The sequence below is a fragment of the Pseudomonas sp. 44 R 15 genome, assembly GCF_900004965.1.
In the GTDB taxonomy this organism is placed as follows: Bacteria; Pseudomonadota; Gammaproteobacteria; order Pseudomonadales; family Pseudomonadaceae; genus Aquipseudomonas; species Aquipseudomonas orientalis_A.
In genome coordinates, this window is record NZ_CVTU01000088.1 from 135,687 (window position 1) to 157,844 (window position 22,158).

A 22,158-nucleotide genomic window follows, 5' to 3' on the forward strand; every position below is an offset into this window, starting at 1 on the left:
GCAAGAGCGTTTTGCTTACTTTTGCGCTTTTCAAAAGTGAGCCGCCGTCAGGGCGGAACCCTAAGTGGCCGTTACCTAAATAATGGATATGTACCCGGTCCAATCCAACATCCTGGCCAGCCCAGAGGCCGCCATCGGGGGCAAGCCCCCTCCCACACAAATCAACAGCGTATGCCAACATTGTGCACTTGGGCATTGGCATTCAATACATGCACTTTATTGGTGCGTCAGCCGAGCACCCGAATGGGCGCGCCGTTCGCCCATGCCTGAATGTCTTCGATCATCTGTTGGTAGAACTGCCGGTAGTTTTGCTCGCTGACGTAACCGACGTGGGGCGTGGCCAGCACGTTGGGCAGGGAGCGGAAGGGATGCTCGAGGGGTAGTGGCTCCTGGCTATATACGTCCAGCGCCGCGCCGGCCAGGCGCCCATTGCTCAGCGCGTCCACCAGTGCCTGTTCATCCACAATCGGTCCACGCGCCGTGTTCACCAGGTGCGCGCCGGGCTTCATCCAGCCCAGTGCCTGCGCGTCGACCAGGCCGCGGCTGCGTTCGCTGAGGACCAGGTGGATGGTGAGAATGTCAGCCTGTTCGAACAGCTCGCGCTTGCTGACCCAGGTCACCCCCGACTCTGCGGCCCGTTGCGGGGTGAGGTTTTCGCTCCAGGCAATCACGCGCATGCCGAATACCTGGGCGAATTGCGCGACTTTCTGCCCGATGCTGCCCAGTCCCAGGATGCCCAGGGTCTTGCCATGCAGGTCGCCGCCCAGGCCGACCTGCCACCCGCCTGCGCGCAAAGAGTTGGCTTCGGCCAGCAGGTTGCGCGTCGAGGCCATGATCAGTGCCCAGGTCAGCTCCGGCGCAGCCTGCTTATAACTGTCGGTACCGCACACCTGGACCCCCAACGCCTTGGCGGCGGACAGGTCGATGGCGGCGTTGCGCATGCCGCCGGTGACCAGCAACTTGAGCCTGGGCAGGCCCTGCAGCAGGGCCTGGTCGAACCGCGAACGTTCGCGCATGACGCAAATAACGTCGAACCCTTGCAGGCGCTCGACCATGGTCGCGGTATCGGCGGGGTAGTCGTGGAGAAAGTGCACCTGGCCCAGGGGGGTGAGTACCGACCAATCCACCACGCTACTGGCCACTTGCTGCCAATCATCAATCACGGCGATCTGTAGCGACATGCACGCGTATCCCAAAAAAGGTTAAAGGGCCTTCAAACCCTGCAACAGCGCGGTATGAAACTGCGCCGGTTCTTCCATCTGCGGCGCATGGCCCAGACCGGGAAACTCCACCAGGGTTGCATGGGGAATCAGCTTGGCCACCTGTTTGCCCAACACTTGATAATTGCCGATCCGCGCCTTGACCGCCGGCGGCGCCAGGTCCTTGCCGATGGCGGTGGTGTCGCTGGTGCCGATCAGCAGCAGGGTGGGCACTTGCACGTTCTTGAATTCGTAGTACACCGGCTGGGTGAAGATCATGTCGTAAATCAACGCCGAGTTCCAGGCCACCCGAGTGTGGCCCGGGCCCTGGTTCAGGCCGGCGAGCATGTCCACCCAGCGCTCGTATTCGGGCTTCCAGCGCCCGGCGTAATACGTGTCGCGCTCATATTTGCGCACCCCGTCGGCGCTCAGCTTCAGCTCGCGTTGATACCACTGGTCCACACTCTGGTGGGGGACGCCCAGGGCTTTCCAGTCTTCCAGGCCGATGGGGTTGACCAGGGCGAGCTGCTCGGTCTGTGCCGGGTACATCAAGGCATAGCGCGTGGCCAGCATGCCGCCGGTGGAGTGACCGAGCAGCGTGGCCTTCTGGATCCCGAGCTTTTCCAGCAACTGGTGGGTGTTGAGCGCCAGTTGCTGGAAGCTGTATTGATAATGCTCGGGCTTGCTGGAGGTGCAAAAGCCGATCTGGTCCGGCGCGATCACGCGGTAACCGGCGTCGCTCAAGGCCTTGATCGATGCCTCCCAGGTGGCGCCGCAGAAGTTCTTGCCGTGCATCAGCACCACGCTGCGCCCGTTGGCTTTGCCGTTGGCCGGAACATCCATATAGCCCATTTGCAGGCTTTTACCCTGGGACTCGAAGTTAAAGCGCTCAACCGGGTAGGGGTACTGGAAACCCTCGAGTTCAGGGCCGTAGGTGGCGGCAAACACCGGCGCGGCGCTGGCCGTGAGCAGGCCGGCGACGCACAGGTCACGGATCAAAGGCATGGTCATAAGCTCCGGGAAAGGTGTTTCGGATGCTGTTTGGGCCAGATTAACGGGGGATTAACAGCCAGTGCAGGGTGATGGCGGCCAGCACGGCGTAGCGCAGCGCCTTGGCCAGGGTCACCAGCAGCAGGAACCGCCACAGCGGTTCGCGCATGACACCGGCCACCAGGGTCAGCGGGTCGCCAATGATCGGCACCCAACTGAGCAGCAGGGTCCAATGTCCCCAGCGCGCGTAATGGCTGCGCGCCTTGTCCAGTTGCCGTTCACTGAGCGGAAACCAGCGCCGCCCCTGGAAGCGCTCCGCCGAACGCCCCAGCAGCCAATTGACCAGCGAACCCAGCACATTGCCCAGCGTGGCGATGCCCAACAGCAGCCACACACTGTAATGCCCACTGAGCAACAGGCCGACGAGCACGGCTTCCGACTGCAAGGGCAGCAACGTCGCCGCGCCAAAGGCGGCCACGAACAGTCCCAGGTACGCCGTCAACATGGCGCAGGGGCTCGTTGCACAGGAGATTTCATGGTGGGTCTCGGAAAAAGGCGCGGCATTGGATCGGAAGGCTGTTCAGTTAAGCGCATATCGCCCTCTGTAGGAGCGAGCTTGCTCGCGAAAAACGTCAACGATAACGCGTGCTTTCTGATTGAACGCGGCGCCTGTGAGTTTTTCGCGAGCAAGCTCGCTCCTACAAAAAGCATTGGGTCGGGCATTTTCCCTGAAACGGGTCAGTTAAGCGAGAGAACGGTCAACCGCTGAAGGTTTCCAGGCGCTGCTTGAGACGGTCCAGCGCAACGCCCGAGCGTTCGATCATGCGTTCATGCAAGGCCGCCAGTTGCAGTTCGGTCTCATAGGTCAAGACGCGCTTGAACAGCGTGCCGCCCGGTTGCGCGTGCAGGACATAATGAAGGCAGCCGTCGACCGCCAGCGAGGTGAACACGGTCTTGAACTCGTTGGGGCGCCGGGCGACTTGCACGCGGTAACTCATGGGGACGCGGATGCCCAGCAGGTCGATGATTTCGGTAAACCGCGTGCCGACCGGCAGTGAGCCGCGGGTGCCGGTGTCGGCGCTGAGGGAGGAGGGGTGCCATTCGTGCCAGCGGTCGGGCTGGGTCACATAGTCGTAGACCGTCTCGAGCGGGGCCCGGATAAACCGTTCCTGGCTGATTCGCTCCAAGCGCACCGGCTGCTCGGTCGTGGGCATGACACACCTCCTGTGTGGCGAGTGTTAAACCAGAAGTTGTCAGAATAGTCCGACTCCCGCGCTCTGCACGGGAGTATTACGGCCTGGATCAGCGCACTTTGAAGCGTCCCATCAAGGCAATCACCCGGCCATTGGCCTCCAGCAGGCTTTGGGTATTGGTTTCGGTGGCGTGACCGCTTTGTACCAGCTCTTCAACCATCTGTCGGATCTGCACCATGCTGCGGTTGATCTCTTCGGTCACTGCGCTCTGTTGCTCGGCGGCCGTCGCGATCTGGGTGCTGAGGTTGTTGATATGACTGACTGAGCCGGCCATCTCGTCGAGCCCGGTGTTCACCCGCGCCGTGGCATCCGCTGCCGACTGGCAACTGGCCTGGGTGTTTTCCATGGCGGCCACCGACGAACTGACGCCGGTGGTCAAGCGCGCCAGCATTTCGTTGATCTGCGAGGTACTGGCCTGGGTGCGTGCGGCCAGGGCGCGCACCTCATCGGCCACCACCGCAAACCCGCGCCCTTGTTCGCCGGCCCGCGCCGCTTCGATCGCGGCGTTGAGCGCCAGCAGGTTGGTCTGGCCGGCGATGGCACCGATCACGCCAAGGGTTTCGGTGATGCGCGCGGCATCCTGGCGCATGTTCTCGACGGTGTGGGTCGCGCTGGCCACTTCACCGATCAGGGCGCTGACGCTGGTGGACGCTTCGCCCACCACCACCCGTGACCGGTCGGCGTGTTCATTGGCGCGCTGGGTGAAGGCCGCCGTTTCTGCGGCATTTTGCGCGACGGTGTCGGCGGTTGAGCTCATCTCGGTGATGGCGGTCACCGTCTGGTCCGTCTCCGAGGCGTGGCGCAACAGGATCTGGTTGGTGTGCGCCGAGGTGTGCTGCAACTGCTCAAGGCCCGAGGCCATGGCGCCGGTGGCCTGGGTCACTTCGCCGATCATGTTTTGCAGATAGACGATAAAGTGGTTCACCGAGTGACCGATGGCGCCGAGTTCATCTTCGGCGCGGATGGTGATGCGCCGCGTGAGGTCGGCATCACCGGCCGACAGTGCGTCGATATTGCCCTTGAGCGCTTTCATGCGCTGGACCAGTTGGCGAATCGCATACGCCGCCAGCAGTACCAGCAGGATCACCATCGGTACTTGCAACAGGGCCAGGGTGCCGAGCACATCATTGCGCTGGGCGGTGATCAACGAAGTGGGCAGGGCGGTCGCCAGGAACCACGGCGTCCCCTCGATCGGGCGCATGTAGAAGGTGCTGGCCACGCCCTGGTTGTCGAACTCGGCGCGTTGCAGGGCCTGGTCGCGATGGGCGAGGGCGGTGCTGACCTGGGCGGCGAACGCCGACGTGCCGGTCAGCTCGCTGATATTCTTCAGCACGATCGGGCCGCTGATACGCGAGCTGTTGCTGATGATCTTGCCGTCGCCTTCGACGATCAGCATCTGCCCGCCGATGTCTTTTTCCTTGCTGGCCACCAGGTCATTGAAGAAACCCAGGGTCACGTCGATGGTCGCCACGCCATAGGCGGCACCGTCACGCTGGATCGCCATGGCGCAGTTGGTGCGTGGCTCCTGGCTGGCGTCGTCCTTGTAGGCCGCGGCCCAGGCGCATTGGCCACGGGGCGAGGCGAGGCCGCCCTTGTACCAGCTCTGGTCGTAATAGTTGGGTGCGGGGTCACTGTTCCAGAAGGTGTTGACCGCCAGCTTGCCCGAGGCGTCACGGTGCCAGAACGTGCTGTGCTTGTTACGCCCGGGGGTGCGCTGGTTGGGCAGCGGCCAGATACCGCCGCCGAACACTTTCAGCTCGCCGTACTGGTCAACCAGGCCCGGCAGGACCTTGTCGATGGCATCGCTGTCAAGCAAAGGGATCGTTTGGGTGATGGTGCGTTGCTGGGCCTGAACCTTGTTCAGTTCGCCCTGGATCTGTTCGGCCACTTCGGCGACGCGATTGAGCACCACCTGTTCTTCGGTGTATTGCAGCTTGGGCGCGACCAACTGGCCGATACCCACGACGGTCAACACCAATAACACCAGAACGAACAACACCAGAAACAGGGTATAGCGGGCTTGGATGGAGCGCAGTGGGGGCATGGGGCCGTCCTTACGAAGCGTTATTGTCGACGCGGCTTTATTAGAGCTTCGTAGGGCTATCGGCTTGCATCGCAACAGCTTTAGGTACGTGCGTGCAAGAAAGTGCCGGCGCCGTCGGGCGCCGCCGCCAGGTCAGATCTCCAGCATCGCCATGACCGTTGACGAGTGCGCATGGTGAAGCGCGTATTCACCCGGATCGTGGAGTTGGGCGGTTTCGCCAGGGCGGCGGACAGCCTGCAACTGCCGCGCGCTTCGGTGACGATCCTGATCAAGCAACTGGAGGCGCACCTTGGCGTGCAGCTGCTGGCGCTGCGCGCGCAACCGGGCAATGGGTTGCGGCGTTAACTCTGCGCCCGGCGGTAGGCCCCCGGTTGTTGCCCGATGACTTTATGAAACGCCCGGGTAAACGCCGCCACCGACTGATAACCCACCGCCAGCGAGACATCCGCCACGGTCTGGTCCGTCTTGAACAACTGGCACGCGTGGCGCATGCGCATCATCAACAGCACCTGGCCCGGCGACTGTCCGCACAGCTCATTGAAACGTTTGAAAAACGCCGAGCGTGACAGCCCGGTGCAGGCGGCCATGCTTTCCAGCGTCCAGTTCTCTGCCGGACGTGCGATCAACTGTTCCAGCAAACGGGCAAATGCCGGTTGCCGACCGAGTGCCGCCAGGCCGCCCAATTCAGTGTTATCGAGCACGTGTTGACGCAGCACATACAGAAACAGCAGATGGCACAGGCGTTCGAGCAAGGCCTGGGAGGGCGCCGGCAGGCGTTCGCATTCCTGCAGGATCAGTGCGAACAGATTGCGCGCAGCGGTCAACGACGGGTCGCCGGCGCGCAGGATGATCCAGGCGGGCAGGCTGTCGACAATCATCGCCGACAGCCCGGACTGGAAATGAAAGAAGCCGCAGACCAGGCCCACGCCATCGGTGGCATTGCTATCGAGGGGCAGCATCGGAAGGCGCGGGCATTCTTGCGCGCCGGTGGCGGTGTCCGCGCCGGACAGCCGATATTGGAGGTCGCGCAGCAGGAACACGGCATCGCCATTGTTCAGGTGTTGCGTCGGCTGGCCGTCGATATGCAGCCAGCACTCGCCTTGCACGATCAGATGAAAACTCGCCCGGGCCAGGCCATGGGTGCTCGCGTGCCAGTCGCCGCAATAGCGACCGACGTGAAACAGGCTGGTGTTGAGCTCGAGGCTGTCTAATAACCAATCGACAAGTGCACTGGACGAATTCATCTAACGAAAAGACTCTGGAGCAAGTAATCGCTACTTTAGCCTATTGAGGGCTTTTTTTATAACCAACAGACTGGGGTCATTCACTCATCAGGAGACCACTCCATGTCCCGTGTACCGCTGCTTACCCCTGAAACCGCGCCGGAGGCCGCCAAGCCTTTCCTGGAAAATGCGCTCAAAGGCTCGGGGTTCATTCCCAACCTGCTGGCCGTGCTGGCCAATGCGCCGGCGGCACTGGAAACCTATATCACCGTGTCCGGCCTGAATGCCAAGTCGACCCTGAGCCTGGCGGAGCGTGAAGTGGTGCAATTGATCGCCGCCACCAGCCACGGCTGCGATTTTTGCGTGGCCGGGCACACCGCCGTGGCACGTAACAAAGCCAAGCTGCCCGAAGACGTCATCGAGGCGCTGCGCCAGCGCGGTGAATTGCCCGAGCCCCGCTATGAGACACTCGCCGCGTTCACCCGTGAAGTGATTGCCACCCGCGGCGATGTCAGCGATGCCGGCTATGACGCGTTCCGCGCCGCCGGCTATACCGACGGGCAGGCGCTGGAAGTGATTCTGGGGGTCAGCCTGGCGACATTGTGCAATTTTGCCAACGTGTTCGCGCGTACGCCGTTGAACCCGGAGCTGGCGCAATACCGCTGGGAAAAACCGGCCAGTTGAATCGGTGCTGATCCACCTGTTGTCATCAAGGAGAAAGACCCATGCTTGACCCGATCTTGAGCCGTTGGCTCGATGTTCAAGCGCAGGCCCTGGACGTGGGCAGTTGCGATCCACAGGAAGTGCTGCCGCGGCTGGCCGAGGCCAATGTGTTGCGAGTCGGCGTGCCCAAAGCCCTCGGCGGCCTGGGCGGCGACGTGGCGGGGGCGGTGGAAGCCATCGCCAATATTGCCAGCCATTCCCTGGCGGCGGCGTTCGTCTGCTGGGGCCAGCGCTCCTTTATCGAATACCTGCTGCAAAGCCCCAATGCACGGCTGCGCGAGCAACTGCTGCCGGACCTGCTCAGCGGCAAGCTGGCCGGTGCCACGGGGCTTTCGAATGCGATGAAGTTTCTGTCCGGCATCGAGACGCTGCAGATCAGCGCCGAGCCCACTGAACATGGCTGGACCCTCAACGGCCGTCTGCATTGGGTGACCAACCTGCGCAAGAACGGCTTCGTCGCCGCTGCGGCCATCGAACACGCCGGTGGCGGCGCGCCGTTTATCCTGGCGATCCCGGATTCAGTGGCCGGCTTGCAGCGCTCCCGCGACCTGGAGTTGCTCGGGTTGCAGTCCAGCAATACCGCCGCCCTGGGACTTGAAGGCGTGAAACTGAGCCGCGACTGGCTGCTGCACGAAGACGCGCATCAGTTCCTGCCCGCCGTGCGACCGGCGTTCCTGGGCTTGCAATGCGGCCTTTCGATAGGTCTGGCGCGGCGTTCCCTGGCGGAGGTGGCGCATCACTTGGGCGCTTCGCGCACGGTGTTACGTGAAGAGCTCGAAGCGCTGCGGTTGACCCTCGATCACCTGGTCACTGAACTCAAGAACGGTTTGCTGGCCGGGCGGTTTTCCGCCGAACCGGTGCCGTTGTTCAAGCTGCGCATTGCCCTGGCGGAAACCGCCGCCAGCGCCGTACAGCTGGAGTTGCAGGCCAGCGGCGGCAAGGCTTACCTCACCGCCCATGGCAGCGGCTTTGCCCGGCGCTGGCGCGAATCGGCGTTTGTGCCGATTGTCACGCCGAGCCTGGTGCAACTGCGCACCGAATTGCAACGTCAGGCCAACCTATGAGCGCGACGGTGATGACGGCCCGGGATGTGTGCCTGGGGTATGCCGGCGGCCCGGTATTGCAAGGCTTCGACCTGCAACTGCAGCCCGGTGAAGTGGTGTCGATCCTCGGCCCCAGCGGCGTGGGCAAGTCCAGTCTGTTGCGGGTGCTGGCCGGTTTGCAGGCGCCCCAGGGCGGTAGCGTACGCGTGCTGGGTGAGCCTTTGAACGGCCCGCATCCACGGGTCGCGGTAGCGTTTCAGGACCCCAGCCTGCTGCCGTGGCTGAACCTGGAAAAGAACGTCGCCTTCGGCCTGGATTTCGCCCGCCAACCGCAGTTGAGCGGCGACGAACGCCGCCAGCGTGTCGACCACGCGATTGCCGCGGTCGGCCTGGAACATGCCCGTCATCAGTTCCCTGCGCAGTTGTCCGGTGGCATGGCCCAGCGCACGGCATTGGCCCGCTGCCTGGCCCGCCAGCCACAGGTATTGCTGCTGGACGAGCCCTTCGGTGCCCTGGATGAAGTGACCCGCGCGGACATGCAGCACCTGTTGCTCAAGGTCAATCGCGAACAGGGGGCGGCGGCGGTGTTGATCACCCATGACATCGATGAGGCCTTGCTGTTGTCCGACCGTATCCTGCTGCTGGGTAACCGCCCGGCTCGCACCCTGGGCGAATGGCGAATCGATCTGCCGCAACCGCGTGAGGAACAGGTCGAAGCTATCGGCGCGCTGCGCATCGACATTCTTAAAACCTTACGGCAGGCGAGCCGTCCTCAACCCAACCCCCTCGAATTGCTGGAGCCTAACCATGTGTCTGGATGACCTGACCCACTCGCGCCGCGACTTTCTCAAACTGTCTGCGGTGCTCAGCGCCGCCGGCGCCTTGCCGTTGCTGAGCAGCCTGCAGGCGCGTGCCGCCAGTGAGCCGGATGCGCCGGTACGCATCGGTTATCTGCCGATCACCGACGCCACGCCGCTGTTGGTCGCGCACAATAACGGGCTGTTCGAAGCCGAGGGTATCCAGGCCGAACGTCCGGTGCTGCTGCGCAGTTGGGCCCAGGTGATCGAAGCGTTTATCTCGGGCCAGGTCAACGTGATTCACCTGTTGTCGCCCATGACCGTATGGGCGCGCTATGGCAGCAAGGTGCCGGCCAAGGTGGTGGCGTGGAACCATGTGGGCGGTTCGGGCCTGACCGTGGCGCCGGGCATCACTGACGTGAAGCAACTGGGCGGCAAGTCGGTGGCGATTCCGTTCTGGTATTCGATTCATAACGTGGTGGTGCAGCAGTTGTTCCGCGACAACGGGCTGACCCCGGTGTCACGTGCGGCGGGCGGCGCGATCGGCGCCAATGAAGTCAACCTGATCGTGCTGCCGCCTTCGGACATGCCGCCGGCATTGGCCAGCAAGCGCATCGACGGTTATATCGTCGCCGAGCCGTTCAACGCCCTGGCGGAGAACCTCAAGGTCGGTCGCGTGCAGCGTTTCACCGGCGACGTCTGGCGCAACCATGCCTGCTGCGTGGTGTTCATGCACGAGCATGACCTGACCCAGCGCCCGGAGTGGTCGCAGAAAGTGGTGAACGCCATCGTCAAGGCCCAGGTCTGGACCCGCGACAACCGCGAAGAAGCGGTGAAGCTGTTGTCCAAGGACGGCCCGAACCGCTACACGCCGCATGCCGAACCGGTGTTGAGCAAAGTGCTGGCGCCTGCCGCCGCCGATCGCGCCGGGTACCTGGCCGATGGCGCGATCCAGCACGCCAACTGGGACGAGCACCGCATCGACTTCCAGCCTTACCCATTCCCCAGCTACACCGAGGAACTGGTACGCCGCCTGAAAGACACCCTGATCGAGGGCGACAAGAAATTCCTCGCTGAGCTGGACCCGGCCTTCGTCGCCAGGGACCTGGTGGATGACCGTTTCGTGCGCAACGCCATCGAAGCCGTCGGCGGCATGAAGACCTTCGGCTTGCCCGAGGGTTATGCGCGCAACGAGGAGATTGGCGTGTGAGCAGCGGCAAAACCGTAGCGTGGCCGGGCTGGTTGCTCGGCTTGGGTGGCTTGGCGGGTTTGCTGGTGCTCTGGTGGCTGGGCGTCAAGGTATTTGGCGATGCCGATGGATTGTCTTCGCGCTTTTCCCTGGCGGCCACGTTCAGCAGCCTGTGGGAACTGTTGGGGCGCGGCGAGTTGTACCTGCATATTGCCGTGAGCCTTAAACGCATTTTTATCGGCTTGTTTCTGGCCTTGCTGGTGGGCGTGCCGCTGGGGCTGCTGGTGGGCAGTTCGCGCAACCTGGAGGCGGCGACCACCCCGGCGTTCCAGTTTTTGCGCATGATCTCGCCGCTGTCCTGGATGCCCATCGTGGTGATGCTGATGGGGGTGGGCGACCAGCCGATTTACTTCCTGCTGGCGTTCGCTGCGGTGTGGCCGATCATGCTCAACACCGCGGCCGGCGTGCGTCATCTCGACCCGCGCTGGCTGCAGTTGAGCAAGAGCCTGAGCGCCACGCGTTGGGAGACGTTGCGGCGGGTGGTCATTCCCGGCGTGGTAGGGCATGTGCTGACGGGCGTGCGCCTGGCCATCGGCATTCTGTGGATTGTGCTGGTGCCGTGCGAAATGCTGGGGGTCAGTGCGGGGCTGGGCTATTACATCCTCGATACCCGTGATCGGCTGGCGTATTCGGAGTTGATGGCGATGGTGCTGCTGATCGGGCTGCTGGGGTTCGCACTGGATGCGTTGGCGCGGTGGCTGCATCAGCGCTGGGTACACGCTGACTGAGGTTCGAGCCGTTGCCGGCATGCTGTGCAGGAAACGGCTCGACGGTTTGCCGGGTCACTCGGGCGTGAAAATTTGCAGGTCTCCCGTCATGTCATTGTGGGTTTTCAGCTCGCCGTTCGGGCCCGGTCGCACGTCTGTGGCTTTCGTGCCGTAGCTTCCCCTCATGCCGGCTCTCTCATAGATACCAATGCCAATGCCGCCGGTGGCTTCGGCCAGGCCACGTACACCCTGGGTGGTGTTGATGTGCTGACGACCCACCAGGGCAATCACCTTGCCCTTGTGCGTGTGCCTCAGCAGCTCATGGGCGGCGTAGAAGTTCATTTCCTTGAGCCGTTGTAGATTCCGATCGGCGCTGCTCTGGGCCTTATAGGCATCACGCTCATGTCGATGGCGGGTCAGATAGAAGTGATCCAGAGGCACCACTTCAATGCCGTTGGCCTTGAACGTGTCGATCAGTGTGCGCAAATTCAAATCAGGCTCGTAAGGGCGTTGTTTGTAGCCCGTGACGCCCATCCCATCGTCCTTGAGCCGCATTTTGTTGTCATACACCATGCCCTCCATCCCGATAACCTTGACGTTTTTTCGTTTAAATACGGGGATCAGTTCGATGAGCACACGAAATGAAGCCAGACTGAGATGGTTCTCGCCGAAGGCCACGATATCCGCCATGTCCAGGGACTTTTCGACCAGGTCGGCGATCGGTTCAATGGCTTTTACGTCGGGCAGTCCAGGGCGTGGCAGTTGAGGCCCCGCCAGGCTTTTGTTCATCTCCAGTTCGTAGCGCTCCCGGGTAGGGCCCCTGCGGGTCGGCGAGAAATGCGCTTCGGTGGGCGCGCCTTTGATGAAGTCGAGATACTTTATGTGCGGCGGCGGTAGATGATCGGTTTTACGCGTAATCTGTACCGCCGGGCCAGGCACTTTGCTTGCTGGAAGCGTCGCCGGGTCCGGCTTCCTGTAGGGATGAACCCGTTCTGACTTGTGCGCGTTGAGACGTGCCCTTGCGGCGCTGAAATCGGGTGATGGCGGCATCAGTGTATGGACCGGATCGAAGGCCACCAACGGCGCACCGTAGGGGCGTTGGGTGCTCGCATCAAATGCGTACCACTGGCCATCGTGCTGTATCGCATTGACGTTCACGGCGCGATTACGCACGTTCAAGCTGCCCGTCGCGGCTGCGTCAAAGCGTCTGCTGGCGGTGTTCAGTTCGTCGAGCGCCACCGTCCCCTTGAGGCTGCGCAGCCCGCTTTTCACCGCGCCGGCGGCCTCGAAGGCAACTTTACCGGCTCCGATCAGTATTTCGTCCGCGCCATTGAACGGATTGAACTCCTTGACCATGGGCACAACCATGATCTTCGTGACCTTGAGCGCCTTGGTCGCGACCGATGCCGTCGTCTTCAGCACTTTCGCCGCTTTTGCGGCAGCCCCCATCCCGGCAGTGAGAAAGCCGAAGCCATCAAAGGCGAGGTCGTCGATGGCGTCGCTGTATTCGCCCTTATTGAAGTTCACAATGGCCGAGCGCAGGGGAATCAGATCGAGAAACCCATCACGCAAGGTGACCAATCGATCGTTGGCGCGCTCAGAGGACGTGACGCCCTCAGCGGCTTTACGGATGGCTGGGTTGTCCAGGTACAGTGCCTTGACGATCGACTCGGCGAGTTCGTGGGTACGGGGATTGATGAACATGTACGGTGCCGATGCGGTGCCGGATCGCTCGCCATCGAGTGGGTCGCGCTTGACGCTGTCCAGGTCGACCCCCTTCAGCAGCGCGCCGCCCCCCAGGTAGTGGACGAACGTCTTCATCCCTTCAACGGTCTTTTCTCGATTGATATCAGGGAAAAACTCTTCCTCTTTGGTTATTCCGTTCGAGAAGTGCTCCGGCGCGCGGGGTATTTTCCGGCTGCCAAGGTTATGGATAACGCCTTTTTCCGTATCGAACGCATAGTTGGAGGTCTTTGCGCCATTTTCTGCGGTGACCAGGATCCTGGGGCTGGTGTGGAATAGAGTCGGCCCCATGAAAGGCACTGGGCTGGTCTTGTAACTTTTCTCCAGGTAATAGGTGATTTTTCCGAAGCTGAGATTCTTCTTGTCTTCAGGCGGCAGATTGTTGAGAGCGTTGATCACGCTCAAGTGTTTGATTTTTTTAAAGTTGGCGACCGCTTCGGAAAACGCCGCGTCGAAGGCCTTTTTGATATTGAATTGTGGTCGATGGGTGAAGGCGACGAAGGCAGCGAGGTCAACGCTGTGGGTGCCTTTTGCGATACTCCAGCGGTCGTCCATGACGATCTGCTCCATCACGATTTCGCGCATGGAGTACGGTTTGCTTGGCTTTGGCGTTACGGTGCTGGAGAGTCTTGAAAATATTTTCTCATCGAAGTCAACGTCCTTTCCGAACTCGCCGATGAGCAGACCCATTGCCATCGCTGCACGATCCGGCATGACCGTGTCCATCAAGGCACTGCCTTCCTTGAGTTTTTCCCGCTGGTTGTTGAAGGCTGCCTGCACCCGATCAAGCTCATCCTGGCTGTACAGTGCGTCGCCTTTTGCTTCAAGAATATTGTTGCTGACGCCCCAGTCCACCAACGCCGCTGTTTGTATGGAGGCCGGAGCGGGCGGCAGTGCGCAGGCCTTTATCATCACCTCGGCGTAGGTCATGTTGGCCGCGCTACTGCCAATGGCGTCGACTGCCAGGCAAAGGTCCCGCCAGGCCTGGGTGCCCTGGCGAACTTCATCGGGGATATCCCTGACCAGGTATTGCGGGTGGGTGCGCATCAACAGCAGATGAACGGCTGTCTTTGCCAGTGCGGGTGATGCCCGTCCCTGGTCGATCAAGCACTGACGCAGGCCTTCGGTGACCCTCGACAGAGGTTGTCCCCAATGGCTTTCTTGGGCCAGATCGAACCCGGCTACCCGGTTGCGTTGGGGCGACGTAATGGATTCCGGATCCAGCGTCAGATGCAGCGCGGCCAGTGTGTAGTCATTGATGCTGGAGTCGGTAGCGATGCCGTTCAGTCTGGTTTGCATGGCCAGGCCCAGCGCCCGGCCCTCAGGGGAGCTGACCAGGCTTTCCAGCGCCTTGACCGGATCCTCCAGGGCATCGGGGGAAAGGGGCCGGCTGCTGTTCAGATAGGCCAGTACGTTGCGTTGCGCCCCTGCCTGCGATGATTGCGTGCCGGCGTTGGCATGCGCGATTGCAGCCGTTCGCAGCGTTTGTTGCTGACTGATATCCAGTGGGATCGGCCAGGACAAACCTCCGCCGAAATTGCCGAACGGATGTTGACGTGCCTTTAACGCTGCCGCCTCTGCCAGGGACTGCAACTCGCTTCTGGTCCTGGGCAGTGGCAAGCCATTCTCGATGATGAAGGCTTCCACGGTGGCTGGTTTTCCGGGCGCGAGGATGTAGGCCTGATACTGGGACGATTCTGGCGCTATGTTCATCGGCGCGTTTTTCAGCGCGGCGGAGACCTGTCGCGCGGGCGCCTGCTCGGACAGGCAGTGATAGACCTGGTTCAGTTGCTGCGCCAGGTACTGCCAGTTTCCTCGATTCGCCAATTGCCGATCCAGTGCCTGGCGACCGTCCACTTTGCTCAAGCGATCCTGCAGCGATTGAGTACGCGCCCATAGCGCATTGGTCCCGTCGAAATGCAGGCTCAGGTCGGCGGCCTGCTGCAGGCCGGCCATCACTGGCGGCGCGCGCCATGGATCATCGAGTTGCACGCTGTTTTCGGGTTCATACAGCGCTTGCAACTGGTTAGTCAGATTGTGCTGATGAAGCTGCAGCAATTGCGGCACGCCGGTGGCGATGACGTCGGTTGTGACTGGCGTGAGCTGTCTGCTCAGGTTCTTGCTCCAATCGCCGTCGAGGCTGCGCTGGAGCGTCAATGGCAGTGTCTGTTTCAACTGCTCTGCCGCCTCCGGATCGGAGCGCAGACGCTGGCCGAGCGTATCAAACGCTTCACCCGGGCTGTCGAACGTTTCATACCCGTCGCGCGGGGTGTACAGCACCGTCAGGCCTCGTTGTTCGGCGGGCGTCAAGGTCCTGTCCGTTTCCGGTTTGTCGTAAGGACGTGCCGCTGATGACCCGTCGCGGCGGGTGATCATGAATGCGCCGGCCAACAGTGTTCCGGCGGGCATTGGCAGATTGACCCTCAGCGGATAAACCCCCGGCCGCTCGCCATCGCGCATGGCGCTTTCTCGATCCGCCAGCGTCGGGTACTCAAAGGCTTTGTCGATCAGGGTCTTGGCGGCCGGGCTCAGTGTGCCGTCTTCGACTCTCAAGGCGGCCAGTGTCGACAACATCTCTCGATGGGTATTCAGCAATTGGTCCTGGGGTGACTCGGGGTTGACCGCGCCCGGGCGCGGCTGCGTCCAGAACCGTGTAAAGCTCGCAGGCAGGTCGTTCTCGATGGCCTGGGCGATGGCCAGCAGCGAGCTGCCGGCGCTTAGCTGCCGGTGACTTTCGCTGGGTTCAACCGTGCTGTAAAAGCCGACTTCTGCAGCGCCCGGGAGTGTCGGTGACAGCGGTTCAACCGAGTTGTTGAGATTTCGCAGCGCATCGAACAAGGCTTCGGTGATGCTTCGCGCCGAGACCAGCGTGCGCTGTCCCTGCTCGTCGGTGTGATAGCGATGCACATACAGTGATGAAGCGTCCACAGGAGGGGTGGCCCTGAAGCTGCGGGCGAGCTGTTGCTCGATAACGTTATTGAGCGTTGGCTGGCATCGCAACAGCGCCTGGATATCCTGATTGAGTGACTGGTATTGGTTGAGCAACAGGCGTTGATCGGTTATTTGCAGGCCACTGAGCAGGTCCGAGCGAATCGCGCTGACGGGTGCGATCCCTTGCACGGAAGGAAGCGTCAATGCTGGCACCTGCTGTGGCGCAAGCTGCGGCAGAGGTGGCGGGGTGGTTTCCAGGGAGGAGGTGTCCCGGCGTATACGGAGGTTGGCGAGGCCTGAAATCAATTGTGTAATCCAAGTGACGTTGGCCCAAGTTTCCCTATGTTGTTTGGCGAATGATTCTTCCTTGTTGGGCTTCGTATGGTTGGGGCTGTCGCGTAGGTACGTTCCGTACAGGAGGGGCGAATATCGTGTATCCGCAGGTGTACGGGCAATGGGGTCAAACGCCGGCAGGCGTAGGACGAGCCAAAATTTTTCATCGCCTGTAACATGAGCCTCGGCCGGCCTCAGTCCGTCCCCGCCACCGGGTAGCTTCCCGGCATGCGCAGCGACACAACGTGCATACATTCTTCAGGTTCAGGAACTCGTCATGACCCAAAAGCAACGCTTGAAATATTCGATTCTGATTGCCCTGGCCGTGCTGGCCTCGATGTTCGGCCTGTCTTACCTGCAGAACATCGGCGTGATCAGCGAGAAAACCTTCCAGTACCTGGCCATTGCGATTGCCGTTGTCGTTGTGGTGATCAACGGCATCATGCGGCGCAAGGTCAAGCCTCACTTCTGATGAGCGCGTGATTCAGACGCGCCCATTGAGCACTTTGGCAGCCTCTTCGTGGAGGCTGTAGCTCTTGTCGGCATTGAGGGTGATCACGCCCTCGCTGCACAGGCGCTTGAGCACCTCGCGCACGCTGAGAAACGACAACGGGATGCCCAGTTCCAGCAAATGGCTGTGCACACCGCGCACGCCAAGGGTGCGCTGGTTGCCGGCAGCGGTGATCAAGGCGTCGATGACCTTCAGCCGAATCAGGCTGGTGCGCAGACCGAAACACTTGAGCAAATGGCGTATGCGCTGGTTGCCCTGCTGTTCGGGCGTTTTGTCAAACCCTTGCGAGCCGTTGCCGAAACCGGCCTCGTCGGTTGATGAATGTCCATCCGTGGGCACTTGTGGGTTGTACATGCAAAACTCCTTATCAGAGCCTTATCAGGAAAATGATGGTGCTCTTATTCAATAAGACGAACGAACGAGCAAAATCATGAAGTGCAAGCTGTAGAAAATTTGTCGGTATCAGGTTTGTCACAGTGTGCACGCCGGGAATAAACCTGCCGCGCGGCTAAATTATTGCCGGCGGGTTGCGTCCTAACGGTGGGGTAGTTGCCCCTATCGAGGGTGTTCAATTGACTGTGGAGTCGGCGTGATTATTTCCAATGGGTTGTCCAGGATAGGCATGGCAGGGATGTTGCTGGGGTTGAGCCTGGCGGCATCGGCGCGCGAGCAGGTAGTGCAGGCGTCGGCGGAGATTCGGCGTACCACCTATGGCGTGCCGCATATCCGCGCCAACGACGAGCGTGGCCTGGGTTTAGGCATCGGCTACGCGTATGCCCAGGACAATCTGTGCCTGCTGGCCAATGAAATCGTTACGGTGAACGGCCAGCGTGCCCGATTCTTCGGCCCCGAGCAGACCACCCTGGAGGAGCGCAACAACCTCGCCAGCGACGTGTTCTTTACCTGGCTGAACACGCCGAATGCGGTCGAGGCATTCTGGAGCGCGCAAACGCCGCAGATCCGCCAGCGTATCGAAGGCTATGTCGCAGGCTTCAATCGTTATCTGAAAGAGCAGGGCGCACCGGCGCAGTGTCAGGCGGCGTGGGTGCGTCCGCTGGTCAAGGAAGACCTGGTCAAGCTGACCCGCCGGCTGCTGGTGGAAGGGGGCGTCGGGCAGTTCGCCGAAGCCTTGGTTGGCGCGACACCTCCCCAGGCCACGGCCGCCGCGCAGCCCGACGCCAAGGCATTCGAACTGGCCGCTGCCCATCAACAGCGTTTCACCCTTGACCGGGGCAGCAACGCCGTGGCCGTCGGCCGGGATCGCTCCTTCAATGGGCGTGGAATGTTGCTGGCCAACCCGCATTTCCCGTGGGTGGGCGGCATGCGTTTTTACCAGATGCACCTGACCATTCCCGGCCAGCTGGATGTAATGGGCGCGGCGCTGCCCGGCCTGCCGGTGGTGAATATCGGCTTCAACCAGCACGTGGCGTGGACGCACACGGTGGACACTTCCAAGCATTTCACCCTGTATCGCCTGACCCTCGACCCCAAGGATTCCACCCGCTACCTGCTCGATGGCAAGTCCTTGCCCCTGGATAAAGCCACGCTGACCGTGCAGGCCAAACAGGCTGATGGCAGCCTCAAGGATGTCACCCATACGGTCTACAGTTCGCAGTTCGGCCCCGTGGTGCAATGGCCCGGCAAGCTGGACTGGGACAACCACTATGCATACAGCCTGCGCGACGCAAACCTCGGCAACGACCGGGTGCTGCAACAGTGGTACGCGATGAACCGCGCCGACAGCCTCCAGGCGCTGCAAACCTCGGTGCATACCCTGCAAGGCATCCCGTGGGTCAATACCCTGGCCGCCGATGACCAGGGCCAGAGCCTGTACATGAACCTGTCGGTGGTGCCCAACGTCAGCGCCGCCAAGCTTGCGCAATGCAGCGACCCGCGGGCCGGCCTGCAAATGATCATGCTCGACGGCAGCCGCAGCGCCTGCGCCTGGGACATCGACCCTCGCGCCGCGCAAGCGGGCATCTTCCCGGCTGCCCAATTGCCGCAGCTGCAACGCAGCGACTACGTGCAGCACTCCAACGATTCGGCCTGGATGGCCAACCCCAAGGCGCCGCTCACCGGCTTCTCCCCGGTGATCAGCCAGGACAACATCGGCCTCGGTCCCCGTGCACGTTTTGCCCTGCAACGCCTGCAATCCCTGGGGAAACAACCGATTACCGTCAGCGCCCTGCAAAGCATGGTCATGGACAACGAGGTGTACCTGGCGGGGCAAGTCATGCCTGACCTGTTGGCGTTCTGCGCCAAGCACCTGGGCAACGATGCCGCCGCGCTTGAGTCACTGTGCACCAGCCTGAAAACCTGGGACCAGCGCGCCAACCTCGACAGCGGCCTGGGCCTGGTGCACTTCATCAACCTGGTGGAACACCTGCAGCAGATTCCCGATGCCTGGCGCGTCGCTTTCGACCCGGCCCACCCGCTGACCACCCCGAGTGGCCTCGCCATCGACCGCGCACCCGTGGCCACGGCCCTGCGCGAAGCCATGCTCGCTTCCAGTGCCGCCGTCGACAAACTCGGCGTAAAGCGCTGGGGCGACCTCCAGGTCTCCGGGCAAACCCCCATGCATGGCGGCCCGCAGGAACTGGGCATCTACAACGCCATGCAAACAGTGCCCCGCGCCGACGGCAAACGCGAAGTCGTCAGCGGCACCAGCTATCTGCAAATCGTCAGCTTCGACGACAAAGGCCCCCAGGCGGTAGGCGTACTGGCGTTCTCCGAATCCAGCAATCCTGACTCAAAATACGCTGTGGACCAGACCCAGGCCTTCTCCGAGAAACAGCTGCGCCCACTGCCTTTCACCGAAGCCCAGATCAAGGCCGACCCGCAGTACCAGGCGCAACGCATCCAGGAGTAGGGCGGCCACGCAACCCCTTGATGCCAATGCGAAATATTTTTGAAATCAAGGGGTTGCGGGCAAAAGCAAATAAGTACATAATGGCGCCCATCGAACGCAATGAAGCATTAAAAACTTTAATGTATTCAATGAGTTAGGTGTGTTGGATAAGTTAGAGAGTAGAGGCGCGCTTCACAGAGCCCACTCAAGTTTGTATGCGGTGAATGTCGGCAACACAGGCATTGATCGTTTGAGGCCGAGTAGCAAAATGGTTATGCAGCGGATTGCAAATCCGCCTACGCCGGTTCGATTCCGACCTCGGCCTCCACTCTTGAAAACCCCGTAGATTAGCGTCTACGGGGTTTTTTATTGTTTGCGATTTATGGTTCCTTGATGATCGTTCCCACGCTCTGCGTGGGAATGCATCCCGTGACGCTCTGCGTCACCTGTCGGCGGGACGCGGAGCGTCCCAGGCGGCATTCCCACGCAGAGCGTGGGAACGATCAGACTGACACGCCGCCATCGGGGGCAAGCCCCCTCCCACATGGGATCACCATTCGTCTGCCACCCGGCACTCTGCCTGCCATGCCGTCTCTGAATATCAAGCGCGGATATCCCGAGCGTAGGAACGGAGAACCAGCATGCATATCAACGAAAATGCCCCGGGGAACCTGTCTCAACAGGATGTGACTCGCAATACCGATAACGAAACCGGTCACGACCCCAAGCGTGATGAGGACAATATTCCACTGCCGCCGGACGATGACGCGCCGCTGGAGGAGGATATGTCGGATGTGGATGCGGCCGATTCAGTGGCGAGTGAGCATCCGGATAACTAGTGATTGATTCAAGCTGATGAACCCGGCCTGGCGCCGGGTTTTTTTGCGGTGCAGAACGACCCGGCCATTGTTTTTTCAAACCCCGAGTCCGTGGTTTTCGACGAATGACGTGTCTGGATCAAGGGTTCCAGCCTTTAAACGGTTGTCACGGACGCCTCAGCCGACTACCCTGAAATTGTTTGTATTGTTACAAACAATTTCGGTGTGACTGTTTTCCGGTCACACGGCTTCAGGATGAGGAACGAAAAATGTTTGCACACGAAGGTACTGCGCTAGAGCTTTTAACCCTAGTTTTCGGCGTGACGGCTCTGCTTCTGGTGATCTGGTTTGTCCACCACCAATACGAACTCAGGGCGCGAAAGCGTGTAAAAAAACAACATGCTGATGGCGGTCAGCATTCAACGCAACACCGCTGATCAGCCCGATGCAGCGATGCGGCTGGTCTCAGCCAGCCGCTTCAGACCGATTGATTCGCTGCTCTTTGACTTCATGTGCGTAGGCTTCAAGACGTTTCTGCTGGACGGCCAGCAGCGCGCACACTTTGGTCAGCAGCGCCGCTTGATCGCCCGCCTTGCCGCTGGCCGCCAGGGCCTTCAGTTCAACCACCGACCAGCCGATCACGGCGCCGGCATCTTCAAGGTCGTAGAATAGTGCTTGTTGTGCGGTTCTGGGACCGCCGAGATCGTCTATCACAGCGTTCACCCTGTTTATCCGGGAAAAATCACAGGCAAAGAAAAGCCCGCGATGGGGGAGCGGGCTAAAAGGTGTTCATGTAGGAGCTGGGATAACCTTAGGCCTGCGTCTGTGAAAGCTTCGTGAAAGCCATGTCGTCAAAGTGTATTCCTCGATCCAACGCCAGCTGTATGGGGCGATAAACTGCGCAACCCTCTACTGTCGCAGGACATCACCCCCCGCTTGGATGCCGCGCCATGTTCATGTCCACCAGTCTTCTGTCAGCCTTTATGCTGTTCGCTTTCGTGTCTTCGATCACCCCCGGGCCCAACAACACCATGTTGCTGGCCTCCGGCGTGAATTTCGGCTTTCGCCGTTCGATGCCCCATGCGCTGGGTATCAGTATCGGGTTCATGGTGCTGGTGATTTGCGTGGGGCTGGGCCTGGGCGAAGTGTTCAAGCTGTTCCCCTGGGCGTACACGTTGCTTCGTTATGTCGGTGCTGCCTATCTGCTGTACCTGGCGTGGAAGATCGCCAACGCCGGCGGCATGGCGGACAGCGATGACGAACAGGGCAAGCCGATGACCTTTCTTGGCGCGGCGGCGTTCCAGTGGGTCAACCCCAAGGCGTGGATCATGGCACTGGGCGCGATCACCACCTACACGCCGGCCGAGGGTTACGTGACCAATGTGCTGGTGATTGCGCTGGTGTTTGCCGTGGTCAACCTGCCGAGTGTGTGCGTGTGGGTCGGCTGCGGCAGCGGCTTGCGCAGTGTATTGCGCGAGCCGCGCTGGTTGCGGGCATTCAACTGGACCATGGCAGGGTTGCTGGTGCTGTCGTTGTATCCGATGCTTTTTGTCGGGTGACAGCCCCACTAGACCGGCGAGATGGTCGCCAGCATGCCGATGCCGATGGTCAACACCAGAAAACCGAACAGGAAAATAGCCATCTTGGTCATAAGGCCTCCAAAGGGAAGGGGGACGACAGGAATGTCGGATGGCGCCATTGTCCGCTTCGGGCGGTTTTCGATACAGAGGCAGATGGCGCGGAAAA

At 61.2% G+C, this 22,158-nt stretch carries 20 protein-coding genes, 1 tRNA gene and 1 pseudogene; 12 read left to right on the top strand and 10 right to left on the bottom strand.

Features of this window, described 5'->3' with window-relative positions; genetic code table 11:
* Positions 1–227: 227 nt before the first annotated feature.
* The 5 genes from BFP93_RS11840 to BFP93_RS11865 all read right to left on the bottom strand — a co-directional run bounded on the left by BFP93_RS11840 (position 228) and on the right by BFP93_RS11865 (position 5,486).
* Positions 228–1,181 carry a D-2-hydroxyacid dehydrogenase family protein gene (locus tag BFP93_RS11840; protein ID WP_065893250.1) on the bottom strand — a complete coding sequence of 318 codons (954 nt, stop codon included), beginning with the start codon at positions 1,179–1,181 and terminating at the stop codon, positions 228–230.
* A gap of 21 nt (positions 1,182–1,202) precedes the next feature.
* Positions 1,203–2,204, bottom strand: coding sequence for an alpha/beta fold hydrolase (locus tag BFP93_RS11845; RefSeq protein ID WP_065893251.1), 1,002 nt, complete (start codon positions 2,202–2,204; stop codon positions 1,203–1,205).
* 46 nt (positions 2,205–2,250) lie between these two features.
* Complete coding sequence (locus tag BFP93_RS11850; RefSeq protein ID WP_065893252.1) at positions 2,251–2,694, bottom strand: YqaA family protein; 444 nt, start codon at positions 2,692–2,694, stop codon at positions 2,251–2,253.
* 253 nt (positions 2,695–2,947) lie between these two features.
* Entirely contained in the window at positions 2,948–3,403 is a 456-nt protein-coding gene (locus BFP93_RS11860) for an SRPBCC family protein (protein WP_065893254.1), read from the bottom strand.
* An 88-nt stretch (positions 3,404–3,491) separates the two neighbouring features.
* Entirely contained in the window at positions 3,492–5,486 is a 1,995-nt protein-coding gene (locus BFP93_RS11865; protein WP_065893255.1) for a methyl-accepting chemotaxis protein, read from the bottom strand.
* A 171-nt stretch (positions 5,487–5,657) separates the two neighbouring features.
* On the opposite strand from BFP93_RS11865, the pseudogene BFP93_RS27450 reads away from it, so the two are divergent.
* A pseudogene (locus BFP93_RS27450) lies at positions 5,658–5,792 on the top strand (LysR family transcriptional regulator); the annotation flags it as partial.
* Positions 5,793–5,827: 35 nt separating this feature from the next.
* Here the strand turns inward: BFP93_RS27450 and BFP93_RS11870 are convergent.
* Positions 5,828–6,730 (bottom strand): AraC family transcriptional regulator, encoded by a 903-nt coding sequence (locus tag BFP93_RS11870; RefSeq protein ID WP_065893256.1) that lies wholly within the window; start codon positions 6,728–6,730, stop codon positions 5,828–5,830.
* 102 nt (positions 6,731–6,832) lie between these two features.
* Between BFP93_RS11870 and BFP93_RS11875 the strand changes: the two genes are divergently transcribed.
* Genes BFP93_RS11875 through BFP93_RS11895 form a run of 5 tightly spaced genes read left to right on the top strand, consistent with a single transcriptional unit; the run spans position 6,833 to position 11,249 of the window.
* Complete coding sequence (locus BFP93_RS11875; RefSeq protein ID WP_065893257.1) at positions 6,833–7,393, top strand: carboxymuconolactone decarboxylase family protein; 561 nt, start codon at positions 6,833–6,835, stop codon at positions 7,391–7,393.
* A 41-nt stretch (positions 7,394–7,434) separates the two neighbouring features.
* On the top strand, positions 7,435–8,496 hold the full coding sequence (locus tag BFP93_RS11880) for an acyl-CoA dehydrogenase family protein (RefSeq protein ID WP_065893258.1): 1,062 nt from the start codon (positions 7,435–7,437) through the stop codon (positions 8,494–8,496).
* Positions 8,493–9,296 carry an ABC transporter ATP-binding protein gene (locus BFP93_RS11885; RefSeq protein WP_065893259.1) on the top strand — a complete coding sequence of 268 codons (804 nt, stop codon included), beginning with the start codon at positions 8,493–8,495 and terminating at the stop codon, positions 9,294–9,296. Before BFP93_RS11880 ends, BFP93_RS11885 begins: the two co-directional genes overlap by 4 nt.
* Positions 9,283–10,482 carry an ABC transporter substrate-binding protein gene (locus BFP93_RS11890; RefSeq protein WP_065893260.1) on the top strand — a complete coding sequence of 400 codons (1,200 nt, stop codon included), beginning with the start codon at positions 9,283–9,285 and terminating at the stop codon, positions 10,480–10,482. The genes BFP93_RS11885 and BFP93_RS11890 overlap by 14 nt, the downstream gene beginning before the upstream one ends.
* Positions 10,479–11,249 (top strand): ABC transporter permease, encoded by a 771-nt coding sequence (locus tag BFP93_RS11895; RefSeq protein ID WP_065885573.1) that lies wholly within the window; start codon positions 10,479–10,481, stop codon positions 11,247–11,249. Before BFP93_RS11890 ends, BFP93_RS11895 begins: the two co-directional genes overlap by 4 nt.
* 54 nt (positions 11,250–11,303) lie before the next feature.
* On the opposite strand, the gene BFP93_RS11900 is transcribed toward BFP93_RS11895, so the two are convergent.
* Positions 11,304–16,115 carry a membrane-targeted effector domain-containing toxin gene (locus BFP93_RS11900; protein ID WP_256095204.1) on the bottom strand — a complete coding sequence of 1,604 codons (4,812 nt, stop codon included), beginning with the start codon at positions 16,113–16,115 and terminating at the stop codon, positions 11,304–11,306.
* A gap of 397 nt (positions 16,116–16,512) precedes the next feature.
* On the opposite strand from BFP93_RS11900, the gene BFP93_RS11905 reads away from it, so the two are divergent.
* Positions 16,513–16,707 (top strand): hypothetical protein, encoded by a 195-nt coding sequence (locus BFP93_RS11905; protein ID WP_005788056.1) that lies wholly within the window; start codon positions 16,513–16,515, stop codon positions 16,705–16,707.
* 12 nt (positions 16,708–16,719) lie between these two features.
* On the opposite strand, the gene BFP93_RS11910 is transcribed toward BFP93_RS11905, so the two are convergent.
* Positions 16,720–17,100, bottom strand: coding sequence for a fe2+ zn2+ uptake regulation protein (locus BFP93_RS11910; RefSeq protein ID WP_065893262.1), 381 nt, complete (start codon positions 17,098–17,100; stop codon positions 16,720–16,722).
* Positions 17,101–17,335: 235 nt separating this feature from the next.
* On the opposite strand from BFP93_RS11910, the gene BFP93_RS11915 reads away from it, so the two are divergent.
* The 4 genes from BFP93_RS11915 to BFP93_RS28875 all read left to right on the top strand — a co-directional run bounded on the left by BFP93_RS11915 (position 17,336) and on the right by BFP93_RS28875 (position 20,849).
* Positions 17,336–19,615, top strand: coding sequence for a bifunctional acylase PvdQ (locus BFP93_RS11915; protein WP_065893263.1), 2,280 nt, complete (start codon positions 17,336–17,338; stop codon positions 19,613–19,615).
* 233 nt (positions 19,616–19,848) lie between these two features.
* Positions 19,849–19,922: transfer RNA gene (locus tag BFP93_RS11920), tRNA-Cys, on the top strand.
* 313 nt (positions 19,923–20,235) lie between these two features.
* Positions 20,236–20,433 carry a hypothetical protein gene (locus tag BFP93_RS11925; protein ID WP_065885580.1) on the top strand — a complete coding sequence of 66 codons (198 nt, stop codon included), beginning with the start codon at positions 20,236–20,238 and terminating at the stop codon, positions 20,431–20,433.
* A 248-nt stretch (positions 20,434–20,681) separates the two neighbouring features.
* Entirely contained in the window at positions 20,682–20,849 is a 168-nt protein-coding gene (locus tag BFP93_RS28875) for a hypothetical protein (RefSeq protein ID WP_163001627.1), read from the top strand.
* A 28-nt stretch (positions 20,850–20,877) separates the two neighbouring features.
* Here BFP93_RS28875 and BFP93_RS11930 read toward each other — a convergent pair whose 3' ends face one another.
* The gene (locus BFP93_RS11930; RefSeq protein WP_065893264.1) at positions 20,878–21,135 is read right to left on the bottom strand and encodes a hypothetical protein; all 258 of its coding nucleotides are present in this window, start codon (positions 21,133–21,135) and stop codon (positions 20,878–20,880) included.
* 227 nt (positions 21,136–21,362) lie between these two features.
* On the opposite strand from BFP93_RS11930, the gene BFP93_RS11935 reads away from it, so the two are divergent.
* Positions 21,363–21,971, top strand: a complete 609-nt coding sequence (locus BFP93_RS11935; protein WP_065893265.1) for a LysE family translocator — start codon at positions 21,363–21,365, stop codon at positions 21,969–21,971.
* A gap of 8 nt (positions 21,972–21,979) precedes the next feature.
* On the opposite strand, the gene BFP93_RS29235 is transcribed toward BFP93_RS11935, so the two are convergent.
* Complete coding sequence (locus tag BFP93_RS29235) at positions 21,980–22,111, bottom strand: hypothetical protein (protein WP_256095203.1); 132 nt, start codon at positions 22,109–22,111, stop codon at positions 21,980–21,982.
* Between the last annotated feature and the right edge of the window lie 47 nt (positions 22,112–22,158).

Bases quoted from the DNA above. Each gene is read 5' to 3' on its own strand.
- BFP93_RS11850 (WP_065893252.1), bottom strand. From the start codon at position 2,694: ATGTTGACGGCGTACCTGGGACTGTTCGTGGCCGCCTTTGGCGCGGCG.
- BFP93_RS11905 (WP_005788056.1), top strand. From the start codon at position 16,513: ATGACCCAAAAGCAACGCTTGAAATATTCGATTCTGATTGCCCTGGCC.
- BFP93_RS11860 (WP_065893254.1), bottom strand. From the start codon at position 3,403: ATGCCCACGACCGAGCAGCCGGTGCGCTTGGAGCGAATCAGCCAGGAA.
- BFP93_RS11880 (WP_065893258.1), top strand. From the start codon at position 7,435: ATGCTTGACCCGATCTTGAGCCGTTGGCTCGATGTTCAAGCGCAGGCC.
- BFP93_RS11925 (WP_065885580.1), top strand. From the start codon at position 20,236: ATGCATATCAACGAAAATGCCCCGGGGAACCTGTCTCAACAGGATGTG.
- BFP93_RS11910 (WP_065893262.1), bottom strand. From the start codon at position 17,100: ATGTACAACCCACAAGTGCCCACGGATGGACATTCATCAACCGACGAG.
- BFP93_RS11935 (WP_065893265.1), top strand. From the start codon at position 21,363: ATGTTCATGTCCACCAGTCTTCTGTCAGCCTTTATGCTGTTCGCTTTC.
- BFP93_RS28875 (WP_163001627.1), top strand. From the start codon at position 20,682: ATGTTTGCACACGAAGGTACTGCGCTAGAGCTTTTAACCCTAGTTTTC.
- BFP93_RS11840 (WP_065893250.1), bottom strand. From the start codon at position 1,181: ATGTCGCTACAGATCGCCGTGATTGATGATTGGCAGCAAGTGGCCAGT.
- BFP93_RS11865 (WP_065893255.1), bottom strand. From the start codon at position 5,486: ATGCCCCCACTGCGCTCCATCCAAGCCCGCTATACCCTGTTTCTGGTG.
- BFP93_RS11845 (WP_065893251.1), bottom strand. From the start codon at position 2,204: ATGCCTTTGATCCGTGACCTGTGCGTCGCCGGCCTGCTCACGGCCAGC.
- BFP93_RS11870 (WP_065893256.1), bottom strand. From the start codon at position 6,730: ATGAATTCGTCCAGTGCACTTGTCGATTGGTTATTAGACAGCCTCGAG.
- BFP93_RS11890 (WP_065893260.1), top strand. From the start codon at position 9,283: ATGTGTCTGGATGACCTGACCCACTCGCGCCGCGACTTTCTCAAACTG.
- BFP93_RS29235 (WP_256095203.1), bottom strand. From the start codon at position 22,111: ATGGCGCCATCCGACATTCCTGTCGTCCCCCTTCCCTTTGGAGGCCTT.
- BFP93_RS11885 (WP_065893259.1), top strand. From the start codon at position 8,493: ATGAGCGCGACGGTGATGACGGCCCGGGATGTGTGCCTGGGGTATGCC.
- BFP93_RS11875 (WP_065893257.1), top strand. From the start codon at position 6,833: ATGTCCCGTGTACCGCTGCTTACCCCTGAAACCGCGCCGGAGGCCGCC.